The organism is Staphylococcus sp. GDY8P54P (assembly GCF_017892645.1).
GTDB lineage: Bacteria > Bacillota > Bacilli > Staphylococcales > Staphylococcaceae > Staphylococcus > Staphylococcus ureilyticus.
The window spans coordinates 20,581-40,180 of the sequence record NZ_JAESLN010000036.1 but is presented as its reverse complement, the minus strand read 5'-3'; the positions used below and the strand labels follow the sequence as shown (position 1 = coordinate 40,180).

Sequence of the window (19,600 nt, the reverse complement as noted above, 5' to 3'; positions counted from 1 at the left end):
CTATCTGTTTTATCCTTATGTCTAATTAACTCATGTTGTTTGTATGGAATTGAATACTCAAAGTAAATATTAAAATAAATGATCTGCCAATGCTTGCGTTTCAGTATCTTTTTCACTTTGATAGTCTGGCGTAATTGTTAAAGTTTCTATTTGTTCAAATGCTTCTTGTACAAGAGGTTCAAAATCATATACCGCTTCAAATTTTTCGACTTTTTCAATGTCTGGCTCCGTCGCAGGATTTTTAGGTGTAAAGATGGTACAACAATCTTCATATGGCTGAATAGATGTATCAAATGTACCAATTTCTTTGGCTCTCTTCACGATGTCTTCCTTATCTAATGTTAAAAGTGGTCGTAAGATTGGTGTAGATGTCACATGATTGATAGCATACATACTTTTAAGGGTTTGACTAGCAACCTGTCCTAAATTTTCACCATTTACGATGGCATGTCCATCAATATCATCCACAAGCTTATCCGCTACCCTCATCATCATTCTACGTGTTGAAGTCATCGTATAGCGCTCATGTACGACTTTATTAATTTGTTTTTGTAAAGCAGTGAAGGGTACAATATGCAATTTAATAGGACCAACATGCACAGACATAATTCTTGTCAGTTCAATTACTTTATCTTTAGCCTTTTCACTCGTGAATGGTGGACTATGAAAATGAATGGCTTCTACAGTGACACCTCTTCTCATAACTTCAATACCAGCTACTGGAGAATCTATACCTCCGGATAACATAAGTAATGTCTTACCACCCGTACCAACTGGTAATCCACCAGATCCTGCAATGACTTGATCATAAACATAAATAGCGTCTAATCGAACCTCAACTTTAATCGTATGGTTCGGGTTGTGTACATCTACTGTTAGATCATCAGTTGCGTTTAATACGGTTCCACCGAGTTCTTTTTGCAATTGATATGTATCAAACGAAAAGTTTTTATCTGAGCGTTTGACATCAATCTTAAATGTATCTCCATGTGCATAACCTTGAGCAAATTTTACAGCTATATCACGTACTGCTTCTATTGTTTTATCAATTTTCAATACGGGACTGATAGAATAAATACCAAATACTTTTTCTAAGCGGCGACACATTTCTTCAATATCTGCACCTTCATCTAATTCAATGTACATTCTATCTCTATTGGCTTTGACTTTATATCCTTGCAGTGGCATTAATGCGCGTTTAACATTTGAACGTAATTTATTAACAAACATCTTACGGTTAGCACCTTTTAAGGTTAACTCTCCATATCTCACTAAAATGTGATCATAAATCATTTTAACAACTCCTTCACTTCTTCATATACAAGATTAAATTTCTCCTTAAAATTACGTATATCATCAGTAGTAGTATTGGTACCCATTGATATTCTGATACTGCCTTCTATTTGCGTTTTAGGGATATCCATTGCTAAAAGTACTTCGTTCAAGGATGCCTTTTTGGATGAACAAGCACTTGTAGTAGATAGCATAATATCATATTTTGAAAATGCATTTACTAATACTTCACCTTTCACGCCGGGAAAACCAACATTCAAAATATGTGGTGATGCGCCGCTAGGAGAATTAACCTTTACACCACTATATTCATTTAAAAATTGTATGATTTCCTGATTGAACTCACTTAATTTTTCATATAGTTGCGCACTTTCTTTTACAGCGACTTTTAAAGCTTTCACGATGGCTATATCAATAGGAAGATTGACTGTGCCACTTCTAAGTCCGTATTCTTGACCACCGCCATGAACAATTGGCTCAATTTGATGTAAATTACGAACAAATAAAAGGCCTTGGCCTTTTAAGCCATGAAATTTATGACCACTTAAACTCATTGTGTCAGAAGATTTAAAATCTAACGCAATTTTACCTATTGCTTGTACTGCATCAACATGTAAGTGTGCTTTAGGGTATTGGTGAACAATTTTTGCCACCGCTTCGATAGGTTGAATTTGTCCCATGATATTATTGACTTGCATACACGTTACAAGAGCAACCTTATCTGACATCAACGATTTCAAATGTTCTAAATCAATTTGTCCATCTTTAGTCACGTTTACATATTTTATATCGAAACCTTCATTTTCTAATGAACGAACAACCTCTAAAACAGAGGGATGTTCTAAAACTGAAGTAATTATGACATTTGCAAATGCTCTTTTCTTGTAAGCAATCCCTTTGATAGCAATATTATTGGATTCAGTTGCGCCACTTGTAAAAACAATATCAAAATCTTTTTCTAATTTAAATAGTTCTTTAATTTGATCTTTTGATTGTTGTAATAACTGCTCTGCTTGTATACCTGCTTTATGTGGGCTGTTTGGATTAAAATATAGCGATTCATTTACTTTTAAAAAGGTATCTAATACGTCTTGTCGCGGTTTCGTTGTCGCTGCATTATCAAGATAAATCAATGTTTTCACTCCAATTCTATATCATTTTATATTTAAGGATTTTTCATATTTATTTTTTATATCAACATATCATTTCATATTTTAAAGTTTCCCTTTTAGCATTATACTCGGTTTTATTAAAAAGAAAAGAGAGTAAGACAGAAAATGGTTTTTTAAATATAAATTCTTCATCACTGTCTATATGAATTTTTAAATAATCATTAAATATTAATAATTTGTTCATACAAACATCTAGCGCCAAAAAAATTATTTGAGGCTGGAACATTTTTATGTTCCAGCCTCAAAAACATTACTATTATTTAGTTGATAACTTGTGATTCAATTTGTTTTGTAACACCTGGTTCTACACTCTCTAGCGCTTGTTCAGATATTTCAATTGAGCGTTTGTAACGATTATTTTTAAATAAACGCTCTGCTTCATTAAGACTTTTATCAATATTTGAACTTTCTTTACGATAGCGGTTCCCATATTCAATCAATTTTTCAGCATAGACTGCATTGACGAGAACATCTGTTGCTTCATCTTCAAATTTATTCATTTGTAGAACCACTTTAGAGACTTTATCTTTAAGTTGTTTTACATGGATGGGTCTCACACTAAATTTTTTGTTTACTTCACGCACTTCATAATCTATTTCATTTTTCATAATGATGAATCTTTCAGGTACACTCGGTAAATTTGAGGCCAAGAGTTTTCTATAAACTTCCTCTTTTTTACTTTGAACACGCAAGATATTTTCTTCTGCTTCTGCTTCATCTTCTCGAAGTTGAATTAAATGATTTTGTAGTTTTTCTTGTTTTTCATTGATGACATCAACATGTTCTTCGATATATTTCAAGTTATCTTGGACTTCGCTATATCTTACTGCTGATTTCGCCATTTCTTGTAATATTTCATCATATACTGAAATCATGCTCTGAATTTCATTTTCAAACTGTCTTACATTTTGAACATCACTTTCGTTTATATAATAATTTTCGCGCACATATTCAATTTCAGTTTGTAACGTATAATTCATTTCTTTAGCTCTAAATAGATTATCAGTGATAACTTCTTTTGTTTCTTCTACTTCATTTTTTGCTTTTACTTCATGTTCGATTAATTCATACATTTCATCAAGACGATCATTAATACTATTTAATTTATCATTTGCTTCGTCTAATTCTAATCTACTGATCATTGGTTCAACGAAACTCAATTCTGTTTTAAGCGTCTGTAATGAACTATCAATTTTGACATGATCTAAATCATAACCCTCGACTTTCAAGTCGCGACATCCATATTTTAAATCTTGGAATTGTCCTGGTAATTCTTTTTGTGCTTCTCTAATCAACTCAGGAATTTCATCCATATCTTTTTTAAGATAATTCATATCTTCATTAAGCGTTTTGATATGATTGTACGCTTGGTTATAATTACCATCCTCTTTTAATGTTTCATATGTTTCCATTTCTGGAACAAATGATTCAATTTCTTGTTCCAATGGAGCAGCCGCTTCACCGAATTGATGTCTATTAGCTAACACATCACGTTTCATTTCACGATAATCCACCTTACACGCTTCATACAGGTGGTCACTTTCTTTATGTAGATTTAAAATATTTTCAACTTTTGAAGTAAGTTCATTGTAGTTTTCTTCATATTTATCCATCAATTCATGTGCTTCATCAATTTCAGTTTGAGCTTGTGAAAATTTAAATTTATCAAGCAATCCTTCTGCATCATGAATTTTTTCTTCTACTGGTAATAAATATTGATTTTTACTATCTAGTGCATTTTGTTTTAAACTGTTATAAGTTGTTTTTGTCTCCCCTGTTAAAGTTAGCTCAGACAATTGAGATAGACTTTCATCATAGGGTAATTGTTCTACTTTTACTTTACGCGTTTCAGCCTTTTCAATTATTTGGCTTTTGTTGGAACGCATATAGAATAATATACCGACAATAATCAGTATAATGACAATAATTGCTAAAATGACATACAATACCATATGTTTTCTCCTCCTATTTTATCACTATTCATTATAACGTAAGATACCTACCCATTAAAGAGAAAATGAGTGAATCATCTCAATTATTTAAAATTAGTCATTAAGTTCTTTCTTTCCTAATCATATGTATAACGATAATTTTAAAATAACTTCTAAAATCAATTGATTGATTACTATTAAAACAGTCTTTATACTAAATGAAAAGTAAAAAGTGAGGTTTTTTTATGCTAGAGGTTAGTGAAACAAATTATGATTTATTACAAAAGCAAGTTTCAAGTTTAATTGAAGATGAGTCCAATATGATTGCCATCCTTAGTAACATATCTGCACTGTTAAATGATTCATTAGATCAAATTAACTGGGTAGGATTTTATTTAGTAGAAGATAACGAATTAATTCTTGGTCCATTTCAAGGACACCCTGCTTGTGTACATATCGCTATTGGTAAAGGCGTGTGTGGTACTGCTGTTGCCAAAGATGAATCACAATTAGTAGCAGACGTAAATGCATTTCCTGGACATATTGCTTGCGATGCTAACAGTAAATCTGAAATTGTAATACCTATTCATAAAGATAGCAATGTCATAGGTGTTTTAGATATAGATGCACCTATCACAAACCGTTTCAATAATGAAGATAAGCAAGGCTTAGAAAACATTGTAGCTATCATTGAAAATCAATTATCATAAACCAATCCTGTTCTATTACAAACAAACGCAAGGTCAACTATTGACAGATTAATATATCATGGTACAATGTTCCTTGTGTGAATAAACGAAATTAGCAGTTGTATATTAATTGGCGCTATGTTGTTCCCAAAGTGGGCGTGCCGTGTAACCGTAGCTATGAGGCGAGGACACATAAAACAATATATCCAATTAAGCATGCAACACTCTTTTTTGTTTTTTCATAACAACAAAAAAGAAAAAGGAGGAGTCTATTTATGGCTCGATTCAGAGGTTCAAACTGGAAAAAATCTCGTCGCTTAGGTATTTCTTTAAGTGGCACAGGTAAAGAATTAGAAAAACGTCCTTACGCACCAGGACAACATGGTCCTAACCAACGTAAAAAAATGTCAGAGTATGGTTTACAATTACGTGAGAAACAAAAATTACGTTATTTATATGGCATGACTGAAAGACAATTCCGTAACACATTCGAAATCGCTGGTAACCAACATGGTGTACATGGTGAAAACTTCATGCAATTACTTGCTGCACGTTTAGATGCAGTTGTATATTCATTAGGTTTAGCTCGTACACGTCGTCAAGCACGTCAAATCGTTAACCATGGTCATATCGAAGTTGACGGTAAACGTGTTGATATCCCATCATACACTCTTAAACCAGGACAAGAAGTTTCAGTACGTGAAAAATCTGCTAAATTAGATATCATTGCTGAATCTGTTGAAATCAACAACTTTGTACCTGATTACTTAGAGTTTGATGCAGACAACTTAAAAGGTAAATTCATTCGCATTCCTGAACGTAGTGAATTACCAGCTGAAATCAATGAACAACTTATCGTTGAGTACTACTCAAGATAATAAGTTTTCTATTAAAACATCGACAAATTTTTTTGTCGGTGTTTTTTTGTATCCAAATTTGTAGATATTGACTCATTACGCAATCATTTCTAACCTAAAATAATAATAAACGTTAACATATTGAAAGGTTTCAAGATACCCCCATTGTATCCACTTAATGCTAAAGGAAATTAAAAGACCTTCCGCTGTACTTCTCTTCAATTTTACATTTTTCTTCACTTTGTTTATATTTAGTAAAAAGGAGTGTTAACATTGAAAATTAGAGCTTTAGAAGAAACAGATTTGGACTTTGTACATCATTTAAATAATGAATATTCCATTATGTCTTATTGGTTTGAAGAACCATATCAATCTTTAAGTGAGTTACAATCACTCTATAAAAAACATCTATTAGATGAATCTGAAAGAAGATTTATTATCGAAAATGATTCTGAGCGTATCGGCGTGGTTGAATTGGTAGAAATTGATTTTATACATAGTAATTGCGAAATACAAATTATCGTAGATGAACAATATGGTGGTAAAGGATATGCCTCACAAGCCTTTAAAATGGCTATAGATTATGCCTTTTTAGTGTTAAACCTTCATAAAATATATTTATTTGTAGATGTTACAAACGAGAAAGCTGTACATATCTACCAAAAACAAAACTTTAAAATTGAAGGTACCTTACAAGAACATTTCTATACACGAGGTAAATATAATGATTGCCATGTAATGGGTCTTTTAAGAGATGATTGGATTAATCAACAAAAATAAATGTAACCCCCACTTCTCAACTTGTTGAGTTAGTGGGGGGTTATGCATGAGCTTTAGCTCAGGTAATCCCTAGTCCCACTTCTCAACTTGTTGGGTGAGTGGGACTTATGCATGTACTTTAGCTCAGGTAATCATTGAATTAACAAAATAAACGATGTGGTTTGTCAGAAATAAGACCATCGACACCAATACGGATCAGTTTTATCGCTTGGCTTTTTTCATTAACAGTATAAGGCATTACTTTTAATCCATGATAATGTGCTTTTTTCATAAAGGTTTTCGTTACTAATGAGTAGTGCGGATTAACATAGTCAGCATATTCAGCTATTTTTTTAAAAGATGGCATTTTATACCAATATCGTTTTTTGCTAATTAAAACACCTAATCGATAGCCATAATGCTTCAGATATAGTTGTTTTATAAAATTTTGATCAAAAGATTGAATGATCACTTGATTTTTATCTAGCTCATATTGCTTTAGTTTATCTATTAAATCATTTTCAATGCCGGGATAATTTTTAGGTTGTTTCATTTCTATTAATAATGCCTGAGACGATGCTTTGATCAATGTTAATACTTCATCAAATGTCAGCAATGTTTGTTTGGTATATCTTGGATTACTATTTATACCATAATCATATTGTCTTAAATCATTAAGTGTTTGTTCTCCAACCTTCCCCCTACCATTTGATGTTCTGTCAATAGTGTCATCATGTATCACAACTAACTGACCATCCCGCGTTTTATGTAGATCTATCTCTAAAATATCTGCATTGCTTTGAAGGGCAGCTTGAATAGCAATACTGGTGTTTTCTGGATAATCCATTGCCAAGCCACGATGCGCAACTAACATTATATGATGTTTTTCGTATTCAAATGACATAAAAAGTGCCCTCCCCTTTCATTATAAACTAGAATCCACTAAACTTAAGTTATCATAAAAACAATGGAGGTCAAAGCAATGGTCCAACATCAATTTAAAGTAACTACAAAATGGGAAGATGGACGAGAATCAGTCGGTAAACTTTCTGGTGATATTTTGAATGAACAAATATCTATCCCAGCAGGTCTAGGCGGAAATGGAACTGGTACGAATCCTGATGAGTTATTAGTATCCGCAGCATCATCTTGTTATATCATTTCCCTTGCGGCTGTATTAGAACGCTCAGGTTTTACCAATATTGATATACAACAATCAACTATTGGATTAGCTATATTTGAAAATGCCAAATTTAAAATGGATACCATTACACATTATCCTGAAATAAATGTAGATACAACACAGAAAGAACAATTAAAAAAGAAACTACCAAAGTTACTAAAGATTGCAGACAATAATTGCATGATTTCAAATTCTATAAGAGGCAATGTCGACGTCAAAATAGAACCTATATTAAAATAATTTTGCAATCATTTTATGTATGACGGAATATGATTATAATAACAATGTATGCCCTTACATATTATTAGAATTTTGAATATATTTAATTATTTTAAATTTTTACACTTTTATATTTTCTGAAAATTTGCTAAACTTGACAATCATAAGCATTGGGGGAATTACACATGAAATATTATCATCCTTTGTTACTTACACCAGGACCAACACCTGTACCAGAACATATATTACACGCTACACAATTACCAATGGTCGGACATCGATCAAGTGATTTTGAAGCAATCGCAGAACAAGCTTTTAAATCACTTAAACCTATCTTTGGTTCTAAAAATGAGGTTATGATACTTACTTCAAGTGGTACCAGCGTACTTGAAGCGAGTATGCTAAATATAGCAAATCCAGATGATGACATCGTTGTAATTGTTTCTGGTGCATTTGGCAATAGATTTAAACAAATTGCAGAAACTTATTACGATAATGTACATATATTTGAAGTTGAATGGGGACAAGCAGTTAATGTTCCTGACTTTATCGACTTTTTAAAATCTTTAAACACTGAAATCACAGCAGTCTTTAGTCAATATTGCGAGACTTCTACGGCTGTATTACATCCTGTTCATGAACTTGGCAAAGCATTAAACGACTTTGATTCATCGATATATTTTGTGGTTGATGGTGTTAGTTGTATTGGAGCTGTTGATGTAGATTTAGACCGGGATTATATCGATGTACTTGTTTCAGGTAGTCAAAAAGCAATTATGCTTCCACCCGGTCTCGGATTTGTAGCTTATAATAATCGTGCAAAAGAACGATTTAACGCAGTAGAAACGCCTAGATTTTATTTAGATTTAAATAAATATTTAAAATCATTGGCTGAACATTCAACACCTTTCACACCCAATGTATCTTTATTTAGAGGTGTAAACGCATACGCCGAACTAATCAATGCAGAAGGTTTAGATCAAGTTGTTGCTAGGCATTATGCGATAAGGGATGGATTAAGACAAGCATTGAAAGCATTAGATTTGGAATTATTGGTTCAAGATGTTTATGCGTCTCCTACTGTCACTGCGTTCACTCCAAAATCTAAAGATGAACTCAACTATATTAAGAGTGAATTAAAAAATAGATTTGCCATTACAATTGCTGGTGGCCAGGGTCATTTAAAAGGCCAAATATTACGTATTGGCCATATGGGGCAAATATCGCCTTTTGATATTTTACAAGTTGTATCAGCGTTAGAAATACTATTGTCAGAATTTAGAAATGAATCTTATGTTGGTAAAGCTATCACACAATATATGGAGGTCGTAAAAGCATATGTATAAAATTTTAGTTTCAGATCCAATTTCACCAGATGGTTTAAAAAATTTAACAGATCATAGCGATTTTAATGTCGACATTCAAACTGATTTGAATGAAACAGAATTAGCTGAAATCATTCCTAACTATGAGGGACTGATTGTACGTAGCCAAACACAAGTCACATCTAATATCATTGCTGCTGCACCAAACTTAAAAGTCATCGCACGTGCAGGTGTTGGTGTGGATAATATTGATGTAGAAGCTGCTACTAAACATGGTGTTATCGTTATTAATGCACCTGATGGGAATACAATTTCAGCTACTGAACATTCGATGGCAATGATTTTATCCATGGCACGTAACGTCCCTCAAGCCCACCAATCATTAAAAAATGGTAAATGGGATCGTAAAGCTTATAGAGGCACTGAACTTTATAATAAAACATTAGGTGTTATTGGTGCTGGGAGAATTGGAATTGGTGTAGCAAAACGTGCACAAAGCTTTGGTATGAACATACTTGCTTTTGATCCTTATCTGTCAGAAGACAAAGCTAAAGAACTTAATGTGACACGTGCTACAGTTGATGAAATTGCTGAACAAGCAGATTTTGTAACAGTGCATACACCGCTGACTCCAAAAACAAAAGGTATTGTAGATAAAGCATTTTTTGAAAAAGCAAAACCGACCCTTCAAATTATCAATGTTGCGCGCGGAGGTATCATTGATGAAGATGCGCTTGTTGAAGCATTAGATACTAATCAAATTCAAGGTGCTGCAATTGATGTATTTGAAAGTGAACCAGCAACAGAATCACCTCTTGTTGCACATGATAAAATCATCGTCACACCACACCTGGGTGCATCCACTGTTGAAGCACAAGAAAAAGTTGCAGTCTCCGTTGCCAATGAAATCATAGACATATTTGAACACGGTAATGTCGTTAATGCGATTAACGCACCAAAAATGTCCTTCAATGAAATTAATGATGAATTAAAGCCATATATTGAATTAAGTAAATTAACTGGTGAAGTAGGTATTCAATTATTGGAAAAAGCCCCTCGTGAGTTACAAATTAAATATAAAGGGGATATCGCACTGGATGATACAAGTTTACTTACTAGAACCCTTGTATCAGGTGTATTACGCCAAGATTTAGCAGAACGTGTCAACTTAATAAATGCCTTAGTATTACTAAATGAGCAAGGTGTATCATATAATATAGAAAAAGATACCAAACATCGTGGATTTAGCAATTATATTGAATTAACTTTAATTAATAAAGACACACAAATTAAAATTGGTGCAACTGTACTAAATGGCTATGGCCCAAGAATCGTACGTATTAATGAATACCCTGTTGATTTCAAACCTGAAAAACATCAATTGGTTATCAATCATAACGATAGACCAGGTATTGTAGGACGTACAGGTCAAATATTAGGTGAATACAATATCAATATCGCTTCTATGCATTTAGGGCGAACAAACCAAGGTGGTAATGCGTTGATGATTTTATCGATTGATCATCCTGTAACACAAGATGTAATCGATGCTTTATATGAAATTGAAGGATTTAATCTAATAAGAAGTGTAGAATTAGATGTTGCAGCTAATGAAAATTACAATATTTAACAATAATAAACTGACAAGACAACAAAATGATTGTCCTGTCAACTTTTTATCAAGATACATTTAATTTGAACTATTATTAACTGTCTTATTCATATGAAATACTATTTAAGCGTCTGGACATAAATAGCAGAAAAATAAAGGCTGGGACTTAAATCCCCATTCTCAAAATAAGAGGGGCAATCCTTAATATGGATTGCCCCTCTTTATATTTAAAATACTACGATTTTAATCGTACATGCTTGCCTGAGGATATGGCTCGAGCCTGTAGTCTCTCACTCATATCATTCCCCCTGGCGTCAACACATTACAAAATCTCTATAAGTAATGTATCACGACATGTAAATAAAATCGTTGAAACAATTCCTAAAAAGTATGCGATGCATTCAACATCATCGTGGAGCTACTCATATCATTCGAAATGTTTATATATGCGTTTTAGTTTAAGTAAACCCTGTAAGTCATTAATCGTAATCAGCTTTAACAAGGTGTAAATATATATTAATATCCCTTATATTCCTCAATCTTCTATATTTGTATTATAATAAGATATCTCGAATTTCACCAACATGATCGACAATATATTCAGCATCATAGCTTTCTAATTCCTCACGTGCATTTTGTCCTTTCAAACCGGTTAAAGGACCGATAAAAGTTGCGCCTATCTTTTTCGCACTTAATAAATCAGCTAATGAATCACCAACAATAAATACTTCATCTGGGTTTACACGATTTTCTTGATTTGTTGCATATTTTTTATAATGTTGCAAATCATTACCATCTAGCGTTGCTAAATAGCTAAATGGATTGGGTTTCCCTAGCGGCTTTAAATCAGGAAAATGTTCTTCTGCAATCAATACATCACTAGCAGTCACAATATGTAAATCGTCAAACAATGATTTAATCCCTAATGTTTCAAATGGAACGATTGTCTCAGTACGTGGTCGGCCTGTAGCAATGGCAATTTGGTAACCAGCCTCTTTTAAATCTTCTAACAATTGCTTGATTTCACTAACAGGTCTAAGCACTACCTCTTGATATATATAGCCTTTTTTAAAGTCAGTGCGCTGTTGTTTCTGTTCTACTTCATGATATAATTCGCAACCTAAATACCATTCCTGATATATTTCTTGTGCTAGCATCCAGAAAGGACTTTTCAACTCAAATAATTCAACATCTTTTGTATTTAACTGTACTTTTGCATGTTCAATTAATGCTTGATATATATTTTCTTTACCAGAACTTAAACCATCTAAAAATGAAAGTGGTAATTCAAAATTAAGCTCAATATCAGAAATATGATCACCGAGAAATTGTAGCGTTTTTTCACTAAAGCTTTTTGAATTCAATGCAATAGACAATTCCTCTTGAGTAAGTGATTTGCATAAGTCAATGTAATGTAATGCAATAACAATAAATAACATATCCCAGTTTGAATTCAACCCTAAAGATTTTAACTTTGTTAAGATCTCATCATGGTAAAAGACAATATCTCTTATTTCAGAAATTTGCTCGTCATCCAGTTCATGAAAATCTATAGATGGGTCAATAGCAATATAATCTTTACTCATTAACATTTCATAAACCGTTAATGCAGATACATCAAAGCACCTTTCTTCACTTAAAAACACACCATCAACATCAAATAATACCGACTTCATCTTAGTTCCTCTCCTTTAATCAGAAAATTCTGATACTAGTATATCGTACTATTTACATGTGAAAAGAGCAATGTATTTCCAAAAGATATATATATAGAAATATATTATTAATTTCATGAAATTAATTTGAAAATAAAATCACGCTTGAAAATGAAACGATAACATGTACTTATCGCTAATTTCCAAACGTGATTGTATGAATTGCTACAACTTTATAATAAAACTTTCAAACGACGTCTATCTAACTATGATCTTCTAGTTGCGCTTCCATTTCGTCTGCTACTTGTTGTACTTGCGTCCCAATGATAACTTGGGTGTTGTGTTTACCGCTTGTAGTAACACCTACTGCACCAGCACTTTTAATCTTAGTTTCATCAATAATACTATTATCATTGAGTTCCATACGTAAACGAGTAGCACAATTTGTTAAAGAAGTAATGTTTTCTTTGCCACCAAGACCTTCTACGATTTGACTTGCCGTTTTTGAATACTTATTTTTCTGTAACTCCCCTTCAGACTCAGCTGAATCTGCAGTGTCACCTGTTGTAGCTTCTTCTGATGTCGGGTCAGGTAGTAAGTTATCACCACGACCAGGTGTATTAAGTTTCAACCATTTTATTGCTAATCTAAATACAACATAATAAATCACAAAGAACACTACACCTTGAACCATTAACATCAGTGGATGATTTGCTACTGGATTAATCAAAGATAGTAAAAAGTCAATTAACCCCGCACTAAATGAGAACCCTGCTGTCCAGTGAAATAGCGCTGCAATAAACAGAGATAAACCAGTTAATAGTGCATGAATAACAAATAGTATTGGTGCTACAAACATAAATGAAAATTCGATTGGCTCAGTCACACCAACGAAAAATGCTGAAATCGCTCCACCAAACATTAAGCCATAAACTCTTTTTTTCTGTTTTGTCTCAGCAGTATGATACATCGCTAATGCTGCTGCTGGAATCCCAAACATCATTACTGGGAAGAAACCAGCCATATAGCGTCCTGTGATACCTTGAACAGCACCATCACCTGTTTGGAATTTAGCGATATCATTAATACCTGCTAAATCAAACCAAAATACTGCATTCAATGCATGGTGTAATCCTGTCGGTATTAACAAACGGTTGAAAAAGCCATATAAAAATGCACCACCAGGACCTAAATCTAATATCCATGTTCCAAATGCAACAATTGCTGAGTACACAACTGGCCAAACAAACAACATAATAACCGCGATAAATATACTAAAGAATGCAGTTAAAATAGGTACCAAACGTTTACCACTAAAGAACGATAACGCTGTTGGCAGTTCTGTTTTACTAAATCTGTTATACGTATATGCAGCAACTAAACCGATAATCAAACCGATTAAGACGTTTTGATTATTCATTTGTTCGAACGCTTCATTTACTCCTGTTTCTTTTACACCCAATAATGGTGCTAATTTTTCAGGACTAAGCACGACGGTTGTTAAGAAGAAACCAACAGCTGCAGCAAGCGCCACTGCTCCGTCATTTTTTTTCGCCATACCTAAAGCGACCCCAATTGCAAATAATATTCCCAGTTGCCCTAGTATCGTTGAGCCTGCTGTTGAAAAGAACGCAGCTATGGTTGGCAATATACCAAGTGCTGTTAATGCATTACCAATACCAACGATAATAGCAGCTGCTGGTAACACTGCAACTGGCAACATGAGCGATCTTCCCAAACGTTGAAAGAAACTATACATAATCATTCCCCATTTCCCAATAAATTACCTAAAAAATCACCACATGTACAAAATGTCCACGTGGTGAATGAAAGCGTTATACTTGTTGTCATTGTACAGTTCCATAATAACACAAGTCTTATAAATTTCGTATATAAAATAAGATTCAAAATGAGTAAAATGAATTATTTATGTGCTACAGACGCATTTAATTCATTTTGTAATTGAATTGTTCTTTTTTCCAATTCTTTTGTTAAATATTCTAATTTTTCATTTCGTTTCATATCTTTTGGTAAATTTTTAGTGTCAATAGGTTCACCAAATTTAATAATTGATTTGCCTGTGATTAAGCCCTGAATTTTTTTGGGACCAATATATGCCGCTGGTAAGATGGGTGCTTGCGCCATCATAGCAATTGTAACTGCACCTCGTTTCATCGGTGAACCTTCGTCATATTTCATACGATGGCCAGTTGGAAAAATACCAACTGTTTTATTTTCTTTTAATAATTTAATTGGCTTTTTCAACGTGCTTGGACCAGGATTTTCTCTGTCGACTGGAAAAGCATTAAGTGAACTTAAAAATCCACCGAACCACTTATTATTAAACAACTCTTTTTTGGCCATATAATGAATTTGATTTGGATAAATAGCCATACCTAACATAATGACTTCATTGTAACTTTCGTGAGTACAAGTGACGACATACCTATGTAATTGAGGAATATTTTCTTCCCCTTGCACTTCTAATGATTTACATATTTTACGTATAATTAAATTTAATATACTGCTAATAAATCTATACATTTTTCCACCTACTTTTTTCACCTTATATTACCTTATTGATTCTATCATTTAGTGCATTAATGAACAAGATAATTTATATTTCAGTCTAAAGTTGTATAGTGATATACTAGAAAAAGTTGGACAAAGCTTTCATAATAGGAGTTAAAGAATAAATCGGAGGTATAATATGTCAGATTTGAACAATGATCAAAATACAAACAATAAACAACCTGATGCGCAAACATCAAATTACAGCCGACCAACATTTAGTAAACGAACAAAACCAAAATTTCCATGGTTCAAAACTGTACTTGTTGCACTCATAGCTGGTATCATAGGTGCACTCATCGTCTTAGGTATTGGTAAAGTAATGGAAAATACAGTTTTGGAAGATAACGGTTCAACTGTTAAAGAAGCGAATAATAACAATAATGCTGGTAATTCATTAGATGGTAAAAGTGATAAGTATGATTCTGTGAATCAAATGATTACAGATGTGTCACCTGCAATTGTTGGTGTCATCAATATGCAAAAAGCTCAAAATTTAGATGACTTACTTAAAGGAAAATCTGCTAAATCAGAAGAAGCTGGCGTGGGTTCTGGTGTGATTTATCAAAAAAATAATGGATCCGCATATATTGTTACGAATAATCACGTAATTGATGGCGCAAGCGAAATTAAAGTACAATTACATAACTCTAATCAAGTAGATGCGAAATTAATAGGCAAAGATGCACTTACTGATATTGCTGTATTAAAAATTGATGATACCAAAGGTACAAAAGCGATAGACTTTGCAAATTCTTCTAAAGTAAAAACAGGTGACAGTGTATTTGCAATGGGTAACCCACTAGGTTTAGAATTCGCAAATTCTGTAACATCAGGTATCATTTCAGCTAGCGAACGTACAATTGATACGCAAACATCAGCAGGTGCGAACAAAGTAAATGTACTACAAACGGATGCAGCCATTAACCCTGGTAATTCTGGTGGTGCATTAGTAGATTTAAATGGGAATTTAGTAGGTATAAATTCTATGAAAATAGCAAATGAACAAGTTGAAGGTATTGGTTTCGCAATACCTAGTAACGAAGTGAAAGTTACAATTAAAGAACTCGTTAAAAATGGGAAAATCGATCGCCCTTCTATTGGTATTGGTTTACTAAATTTAAGCGAAATTCCAGATGAATATAAAAAACAATTAAACACAGATAAAAAACATGGTATATATGTAGCCAAAGTATATGCTGATAGTGGACTAAAAGAAGGCGACATTATTACAAAAATAGATGATGAAAAAGTCCAAGAAGATACAGAACTACGCTCTTATTTATATGAACATAAAAAACCAGGTGACAATGTTAATCTAACAATTGAAAGAAAAGGAAAAACACAAAGCGTAGATGTGAAATTAACAGAACAAAAGTCCAATAGCACAGACTCATCTAAAGAAGAAGTCGTCCCTTTTAATTAATAAAATGTATTAATATGTAAGCAATCAGAACACTTGTTTCAATCTTTAAATAAAGGAGTTTGGACATCAATAATGTCCAAACTCCTTTTTATCTTTCAACTCTTACGATTAAAAATGACCTTATTTATAATTAATCATAAAGTATTTTTTCTTACCTCTACGCACAATTGTAAATGCATTATCGATCTTATCTTCATCTGACAATTCATAATTTACATCTTGTTGTCTTTCACCGTTTATATAAATCGCACCATTATTTATGTCTTCACGTGCTTGTCTTTTAGATGAAGATATGCCCGTTTCAACAATGGCTTCAACAATGTTCGAAGTCGTGTGGTTTAAGTCAACTTGTGGTACATCTTTAAATCCTTCTTTTAATTCTTTAGCTGAAAGTGATTTCAAATCACCTGAAAATAACGCTTGTGAAATTCTAATTGCATCATCTAATGCATCTTGGCCATGAATAAATCTAGTTACATTTTCAGCTAATGCTTTTTGTGCTTCTCGTAAATGCGGTGCTTCTTGCAATGATTTTTCTAAATCATTTATTTCTGCTTTACTTAAAAATGTGAAGTATTTTAAAAATTTAATAACATCTTCATCTGTTGAATTAATCCAAAATTGGTAGAATTCATAAGGACTTGTTTTGTCAGCATCTAACCATACTGCTCCACCTTCTGTTTTACCAAATTTTTTACCATCAGATTTAACTACTAGAGGAATCGTTAGACCAAATGCTTCATTTTCTCCATACATACGACGCATGAGTTCAATACCACTAGTGATATTGCCCCATTGGTCTGAACCACCCACTTGAATTTTACAATTGTATGTTTGATTAAGATGTCCGAAATCAATTGCTTGTAAAATTGTGTAAGTAAATTCTGTAAATGAAATACCGTGTTCTAAACGCGTTTGAATAGAATCTTTGCCTAGCATGTAATTTACACCGACATGTTTACCATAATCACGTAAAAATTCAATTAATGATATTTGTCCAAGCCAATCTTTATTATTAACTAGTTTTGCACCTTTATTTGTGTCAAATTCAAAAATTTTATGCATTTGTTTACTAATACCTTGTACATTGGTTTCAACTTGTTCCTCAGTTTGTAACTTTCTTTCTTCTGATTTACCAGATGGGTCACCTATCATTCCAGTACCGCCACCAATTAACACAAGTGGTCGATGACCATGCTCTTGAAAACGACGTAAAGTTAAGAACGGCAATAAATGACCAATGTGTAAACTATCTGCAGTTGGATCGGCACCACAGTATAACGTAACTTGTTCTTTATTTAATAAATTTTCAATACCTGTTTCATCCGTTTGTTGATAAATTAAGCCTCTCCATTTTAATTCTTCAATTAATACATTTGTCATGATATCAACCTCCTAATTAAATATTGATAAAGTTTTGAATAGGCTTTATTTGCATCACTTCTATGATTCAAGAAAATAATCTCAGAAAATGCAAAAAAGCGCCCTTACATAATTATGTAAGGGCGCATATGCACGGTACCACCATACTTTAAGTCAAACAACTTTATTAATGATACGTTCATTAACTAAAACGTTTGGATAATTACGCTATAAAGGTGTATTCATATAAAGACCAACGTTAGTTCGCAGCAATCACTAACTCTCTGAAGATGATACAATATATTACTTCTCCTCTATCCAAAAACGATATCGAATTGATATTAATTATATTTAATTCTATTTTAAAAGTCAACACTCTGTATTATGTTATAATACTGTTTAGCTAAGGAGGACCACTATGGAAAAACAGACGTTTGATATAGACAATCATAAAAATAAACAACTTACTAGACTGGAACAGTTTGAATTTATTTATAAAAAAATCAAACACTTTTTCGTAGGTTTGTTTTTCATATTTAGCTGTTCTTTGGTTATCTTACTCGCAATATCTGTACTTTATTTTCAAAATTTAACAAAAGAAGCAACGCATATGTCAGATAATGAATTAAAACATAAATTATTAAATGTGTCTGGTAATGAATATATTGATTATAAAAGTGATAACATTTTATCAGAATATAACAATTCTATTAATACACTTATCGTTGGTCCAAAACATGTTAATAGTAATGTGATCAAAGCATTAACCGCTTCAGAAGACAGCTTGTTCTTTCAACATAATGGTATTTTACCTAAAGCAGTTTTAAGGGCGATTGGTCAAGATATATTTAATTCGATGGATGCTACGGGCGGTAGTACAATTACACAACAACTTGTTAAAAATCAAGTTTTAACCAATAAAAAAACATATAACCGAAAAGCAAATGAACTAGTACTCTCAATGCGTGCTGAAAAAATACTGACTAAAGATGAAATTTTATATACATATTTAAATATTGTTCCTTTTGGTCGTGATTATAATGGCACAAATATTTCTGGGATAGGTTCAGCTGCTTATAGTATTTTTGGCAAACCTGCTGAGGATTTGAATATTGCTGAATCTGCTTATTTAGTTGGGTTATTACAAAGTCCCTACTATTACACACCCTATAATGAAGATGGCTCACTTAAACCTAGTGATCAAATCCAAGTCAGTTTAAATAGACAGCATTATGTATTAAAACGTATGTTAGTAGAAGATGAAATTACCCTTTATGATTATAGACGTGCAGAAAATTATGATATTAAATCTCATTTAATGACTAAATAAAATTATTCATTAATATATTTTACCAAAGTAAAGATTAATCCATACGTAAATGAGTTAGTTTTTATATCTCTAAGATAAACAACATTGCACATAGAAAAACACTTTCGAATGATTCATTTAAAACGAATCCAACGAAAGTGTTTTTATTTAGTCTCACTGATTGAGGTCAGTTTCGTTATAAATTGACCCCTATTTTAAAGTCAGAAATCGTTAGGC

Annotated in this window: 16 protein-coding genes; 8 read left to right on the top strand and 8 right to left on the bottom strand. The window is 32.6% G+C overall.

Annotated features, from left to right (window positions below; all coding sequences use genetic code 11):
* Positions 1 to 69: 69 nt before the first annotated feature.
* From thiI to ezrA, 3 genes are all read right to left on the bottom strand, one after another.
* The gene (gene thiI, locus KA883_RS11520) at positions 70 to 1,293 is read right to left on the bottom strand and encodes a tRNA uracil 4-sulfurtransferase ThiI (RefSeq protein ID WP_046206851.1); all 1,224 of its coding nucleotides are present in this window, start codon (positions 1,291 to 1,293) and stop codon (positions 70 to 72) included.
* Positions 1,290 to 2,426 carry a cysteine desulfurase family protein gene (locus KA883_RS11515; protein WP_046206850.1) on the bottom strand — a complete coding sequence of 379 codons (1,137 nt, stop codon included), beginning with the start codon at positions 2,424 to 2,426 and terminating at the stop codon, positions 1,290 to 1,292. The genes thiI and KA883_RS11515 overlap by 4 nt, the downstream gene beginning before the upstream one ends.
* A 299-nt stretch (positions 2,427 to 2,725) precedes the next feature.
* Entirely contained in the window at positions 2,726 to 4,417 is a 1,692-nt protein-coding gene (gene ezrA, locus KA883_RS11510) for a septation ring formation regulator EzrA (protein ID WP_046206848.1), read from the bottom strand.
* 224 nt (positions 4,418 to 4,641) lie between these two features.
* Between ezrA and KA883_RS11505 the strand changes: the two genes are divergently transcribed.
* The 3 genes from KA883_RS11505 (at position 4,642) to KA883_RS11495 (ending at position 6,722) form a co-directional block, all read left to right on the top strand.
* Positions 4,642 to 5,106 carry a GAF domain-containing protein gene (locus tag KA883_RS11505; protein WP_046206847.1) on the top strand — a complete coding sequence of 155 codons (465 nt, stop codon included), beginning with the start codon at positions 4,642 to 4,644 and terminating at the stop codon, positions 5,104 to 5,106.
* Between the two features lie 254 nt (positions 5,107 to 5,360).
* Positions 5,361 to 5,963 (top strand): 30S ribosomal protein S4, encoded by a 603-nt coding sequence (gene rpsD / locus KA883_RS11500; protein WP_019468598.1) that lies wholly within the window; start codon positions 5,361 to 5,363, stop codon positions 5,961 to 5,963.
* Between the two features lie 252 nt (positions 5,964 to 6,215).
* Positions 6,216 to 6,722: a GNAT family N-acetyltransferase gene (locus KA883_RS11495; protein ID WP_046206846.1), complete on the top strand. Its 507-nt coding sequence runs from the start codon at positions 6,216 to 6,218 to the stop codon at positions 6,720 to 6,722.
* Positions 6,723 to 6,861: 139 nt separating this feature from the next.
* On the opposite strand, the gene KA883_RS11490 is transcribed toward KA883_RS11495, so the two are convergent.
* Positions 6,862 to 7,605 carry a glycerophosphodiester phosphodiesterase gene (locus KA883_RS11490; protein ID WP_046206845.1) on the bottom strand — a complete coding sequence of 248 codons (744 nt, stop codon included), beginning with the start codon at positions 7,603 to 7,605 and terminating at the stop codon, positions 6,862 to 6,864.
* 78 nt (positions 7,606 to 7,683) lie between these two features.
* Between KA883_RS11490 and KA883_RS11485 the strand changes: the two genes are divergently transcribed.
* The 3 genes from KA883_RS11485 to serA all read left to right on the top strand — a co-directional run bounded on the left by KA883_RS11485 (position 7,684) and on the right by serA (position 11,058).
* Positions 7,684 to 8,124: an SACOL1771 family peroxiredoxin gene (locus KA883_RS11485; RefSeq protein ID WP_046206844.1), complete on the top strand. Its 441-nt coding sequence runs from the start codon at positions 7,684 to 7,686 to the stop codon at positions 8,122 to 8,124.
* 164 nt (positions 8,125 to 8,288) lie between these two features.
* On the top strand, positions 8,289 to 9,449 hold the full coding sequence (locus KA883_RS11480) for a pyridoxal-phosphate-dependent aminotransferase family protein (RefSeq protein ID WP_046206843.1): 1,161 nt from the start codon (positions 8,289 to 8,291) through the stop codon (positions 9,447 to 9,449).
* Positions 9,442 to 11,058, top strand: a complete 1,617-nt coding sequence (gene serA, locus KA883_RS11475; RefSeq protein ID WP_046206842.1) for a phosphoglycerate dehydrogenase — start codon at positions 9,442 to 9,444, stop codon at positions 11,056 to 11,058. Before KA883_RS11480 ends, serA begins: the two co-directional genes overlap by 8 nt.
* Positions 11,059 to 11,594: 536 nt before the next feature.
* Here the strand turns inward: serA and KA883_RS11470 are convergent.
* The 3 genes from KA883_RS11470 to KA883_RS11460 all read right to left on the bottom strand — a co-directional run bounded on the left by KA883_RS11470 (position 11,595) and on the right by KA883_RS11460 (position 15,239).
* A complete protein-coding gene (locus KA883_RS11470) occupies positions 11,595 to 12,716 on the bottom strand; it encodes an HAD family hydrolase (RefSeq protein WP_046206841.1) in 1,122 nt (373 codons plus the stop codon).
* Positions 12,717 to 12,957: 241 nt separating this feature from the next.
* Positions 12,958 to 14,454 (bottom strand): N-acetylglucosamine-specific PTS transporter subunit IIBC, encoded by a 1,497-nt coding sequence (gene nagE / locus KA883_RS11465; protein WP_046206840.1) that lies wholly within the window; start codon positions 14,452 to 14,454, stop codon positions 12,958 to 12,960.
* Positions 14,455 to 14,618: 164 nt separating this feature from the next.
* A complete protein-coding gene (locus KA883_RS11460; RefSeq protein ID WP_046206839.1) occupies positions 14,619 to 15,239 on the bottom strand; it encodes a lysophospholipid acyltransferase family protein in 621 nt (206 codons plus the stop codon).
* A gap of 166 nt (positions 15,240 to 15,405) precedes the next feature.
* On the opposite strand from KA883_RS11460, the gene KA883_RS11455 reads away from it, so the two are divergent.
* Complete coding sequence (locus KA883_RS11455; RefSeq protein ID WP_046206838.1) at positions 15,406 to 16,692, top strand: S1C family serine protease; 1,287 nt, start codon at positions 15,406 to 15,408, stop codon at positions 16,690 to 16,692.
* Positions 16,693 to 16,812: 120 nt separating this feature from the next.
* Here KA883_RS11455 and tyrS read toward each other — a convergent pair whose 3' ends face one another.
* Entirely contained in the window at positions 16,813 to 18,075 is a 1,263-nt protein-coding gene (gene tyrS / locus KA883_RS11450) for a tyrosine--tRNA ligase (RefSeq protein ID WP_046206837.1), read from the bottom strand.
* Positions 18,076 to 18,472: 397 nt separating this feature from the next.
* On the opposite strand from tyrS, the gene KA883_RS11445 reads away from it, so the two are divergent.
* The gene (locus tag KA883_RS11445; RefSeq protein ID WP_046206836.1) at positions 18,473 to 19,384 is read left to right on the top strand and encodes a biosynthetic peptidoglycan transglycosylase; all 912 of its coding nucleotides are present in this window, start codon (positions 18,473 to 18,475) and stop codon (positions 19,382 to 19,384) included.
* The last annotated feature ends 216 nt before the right edge of the window (positions 19,385 to 19,600 follow it).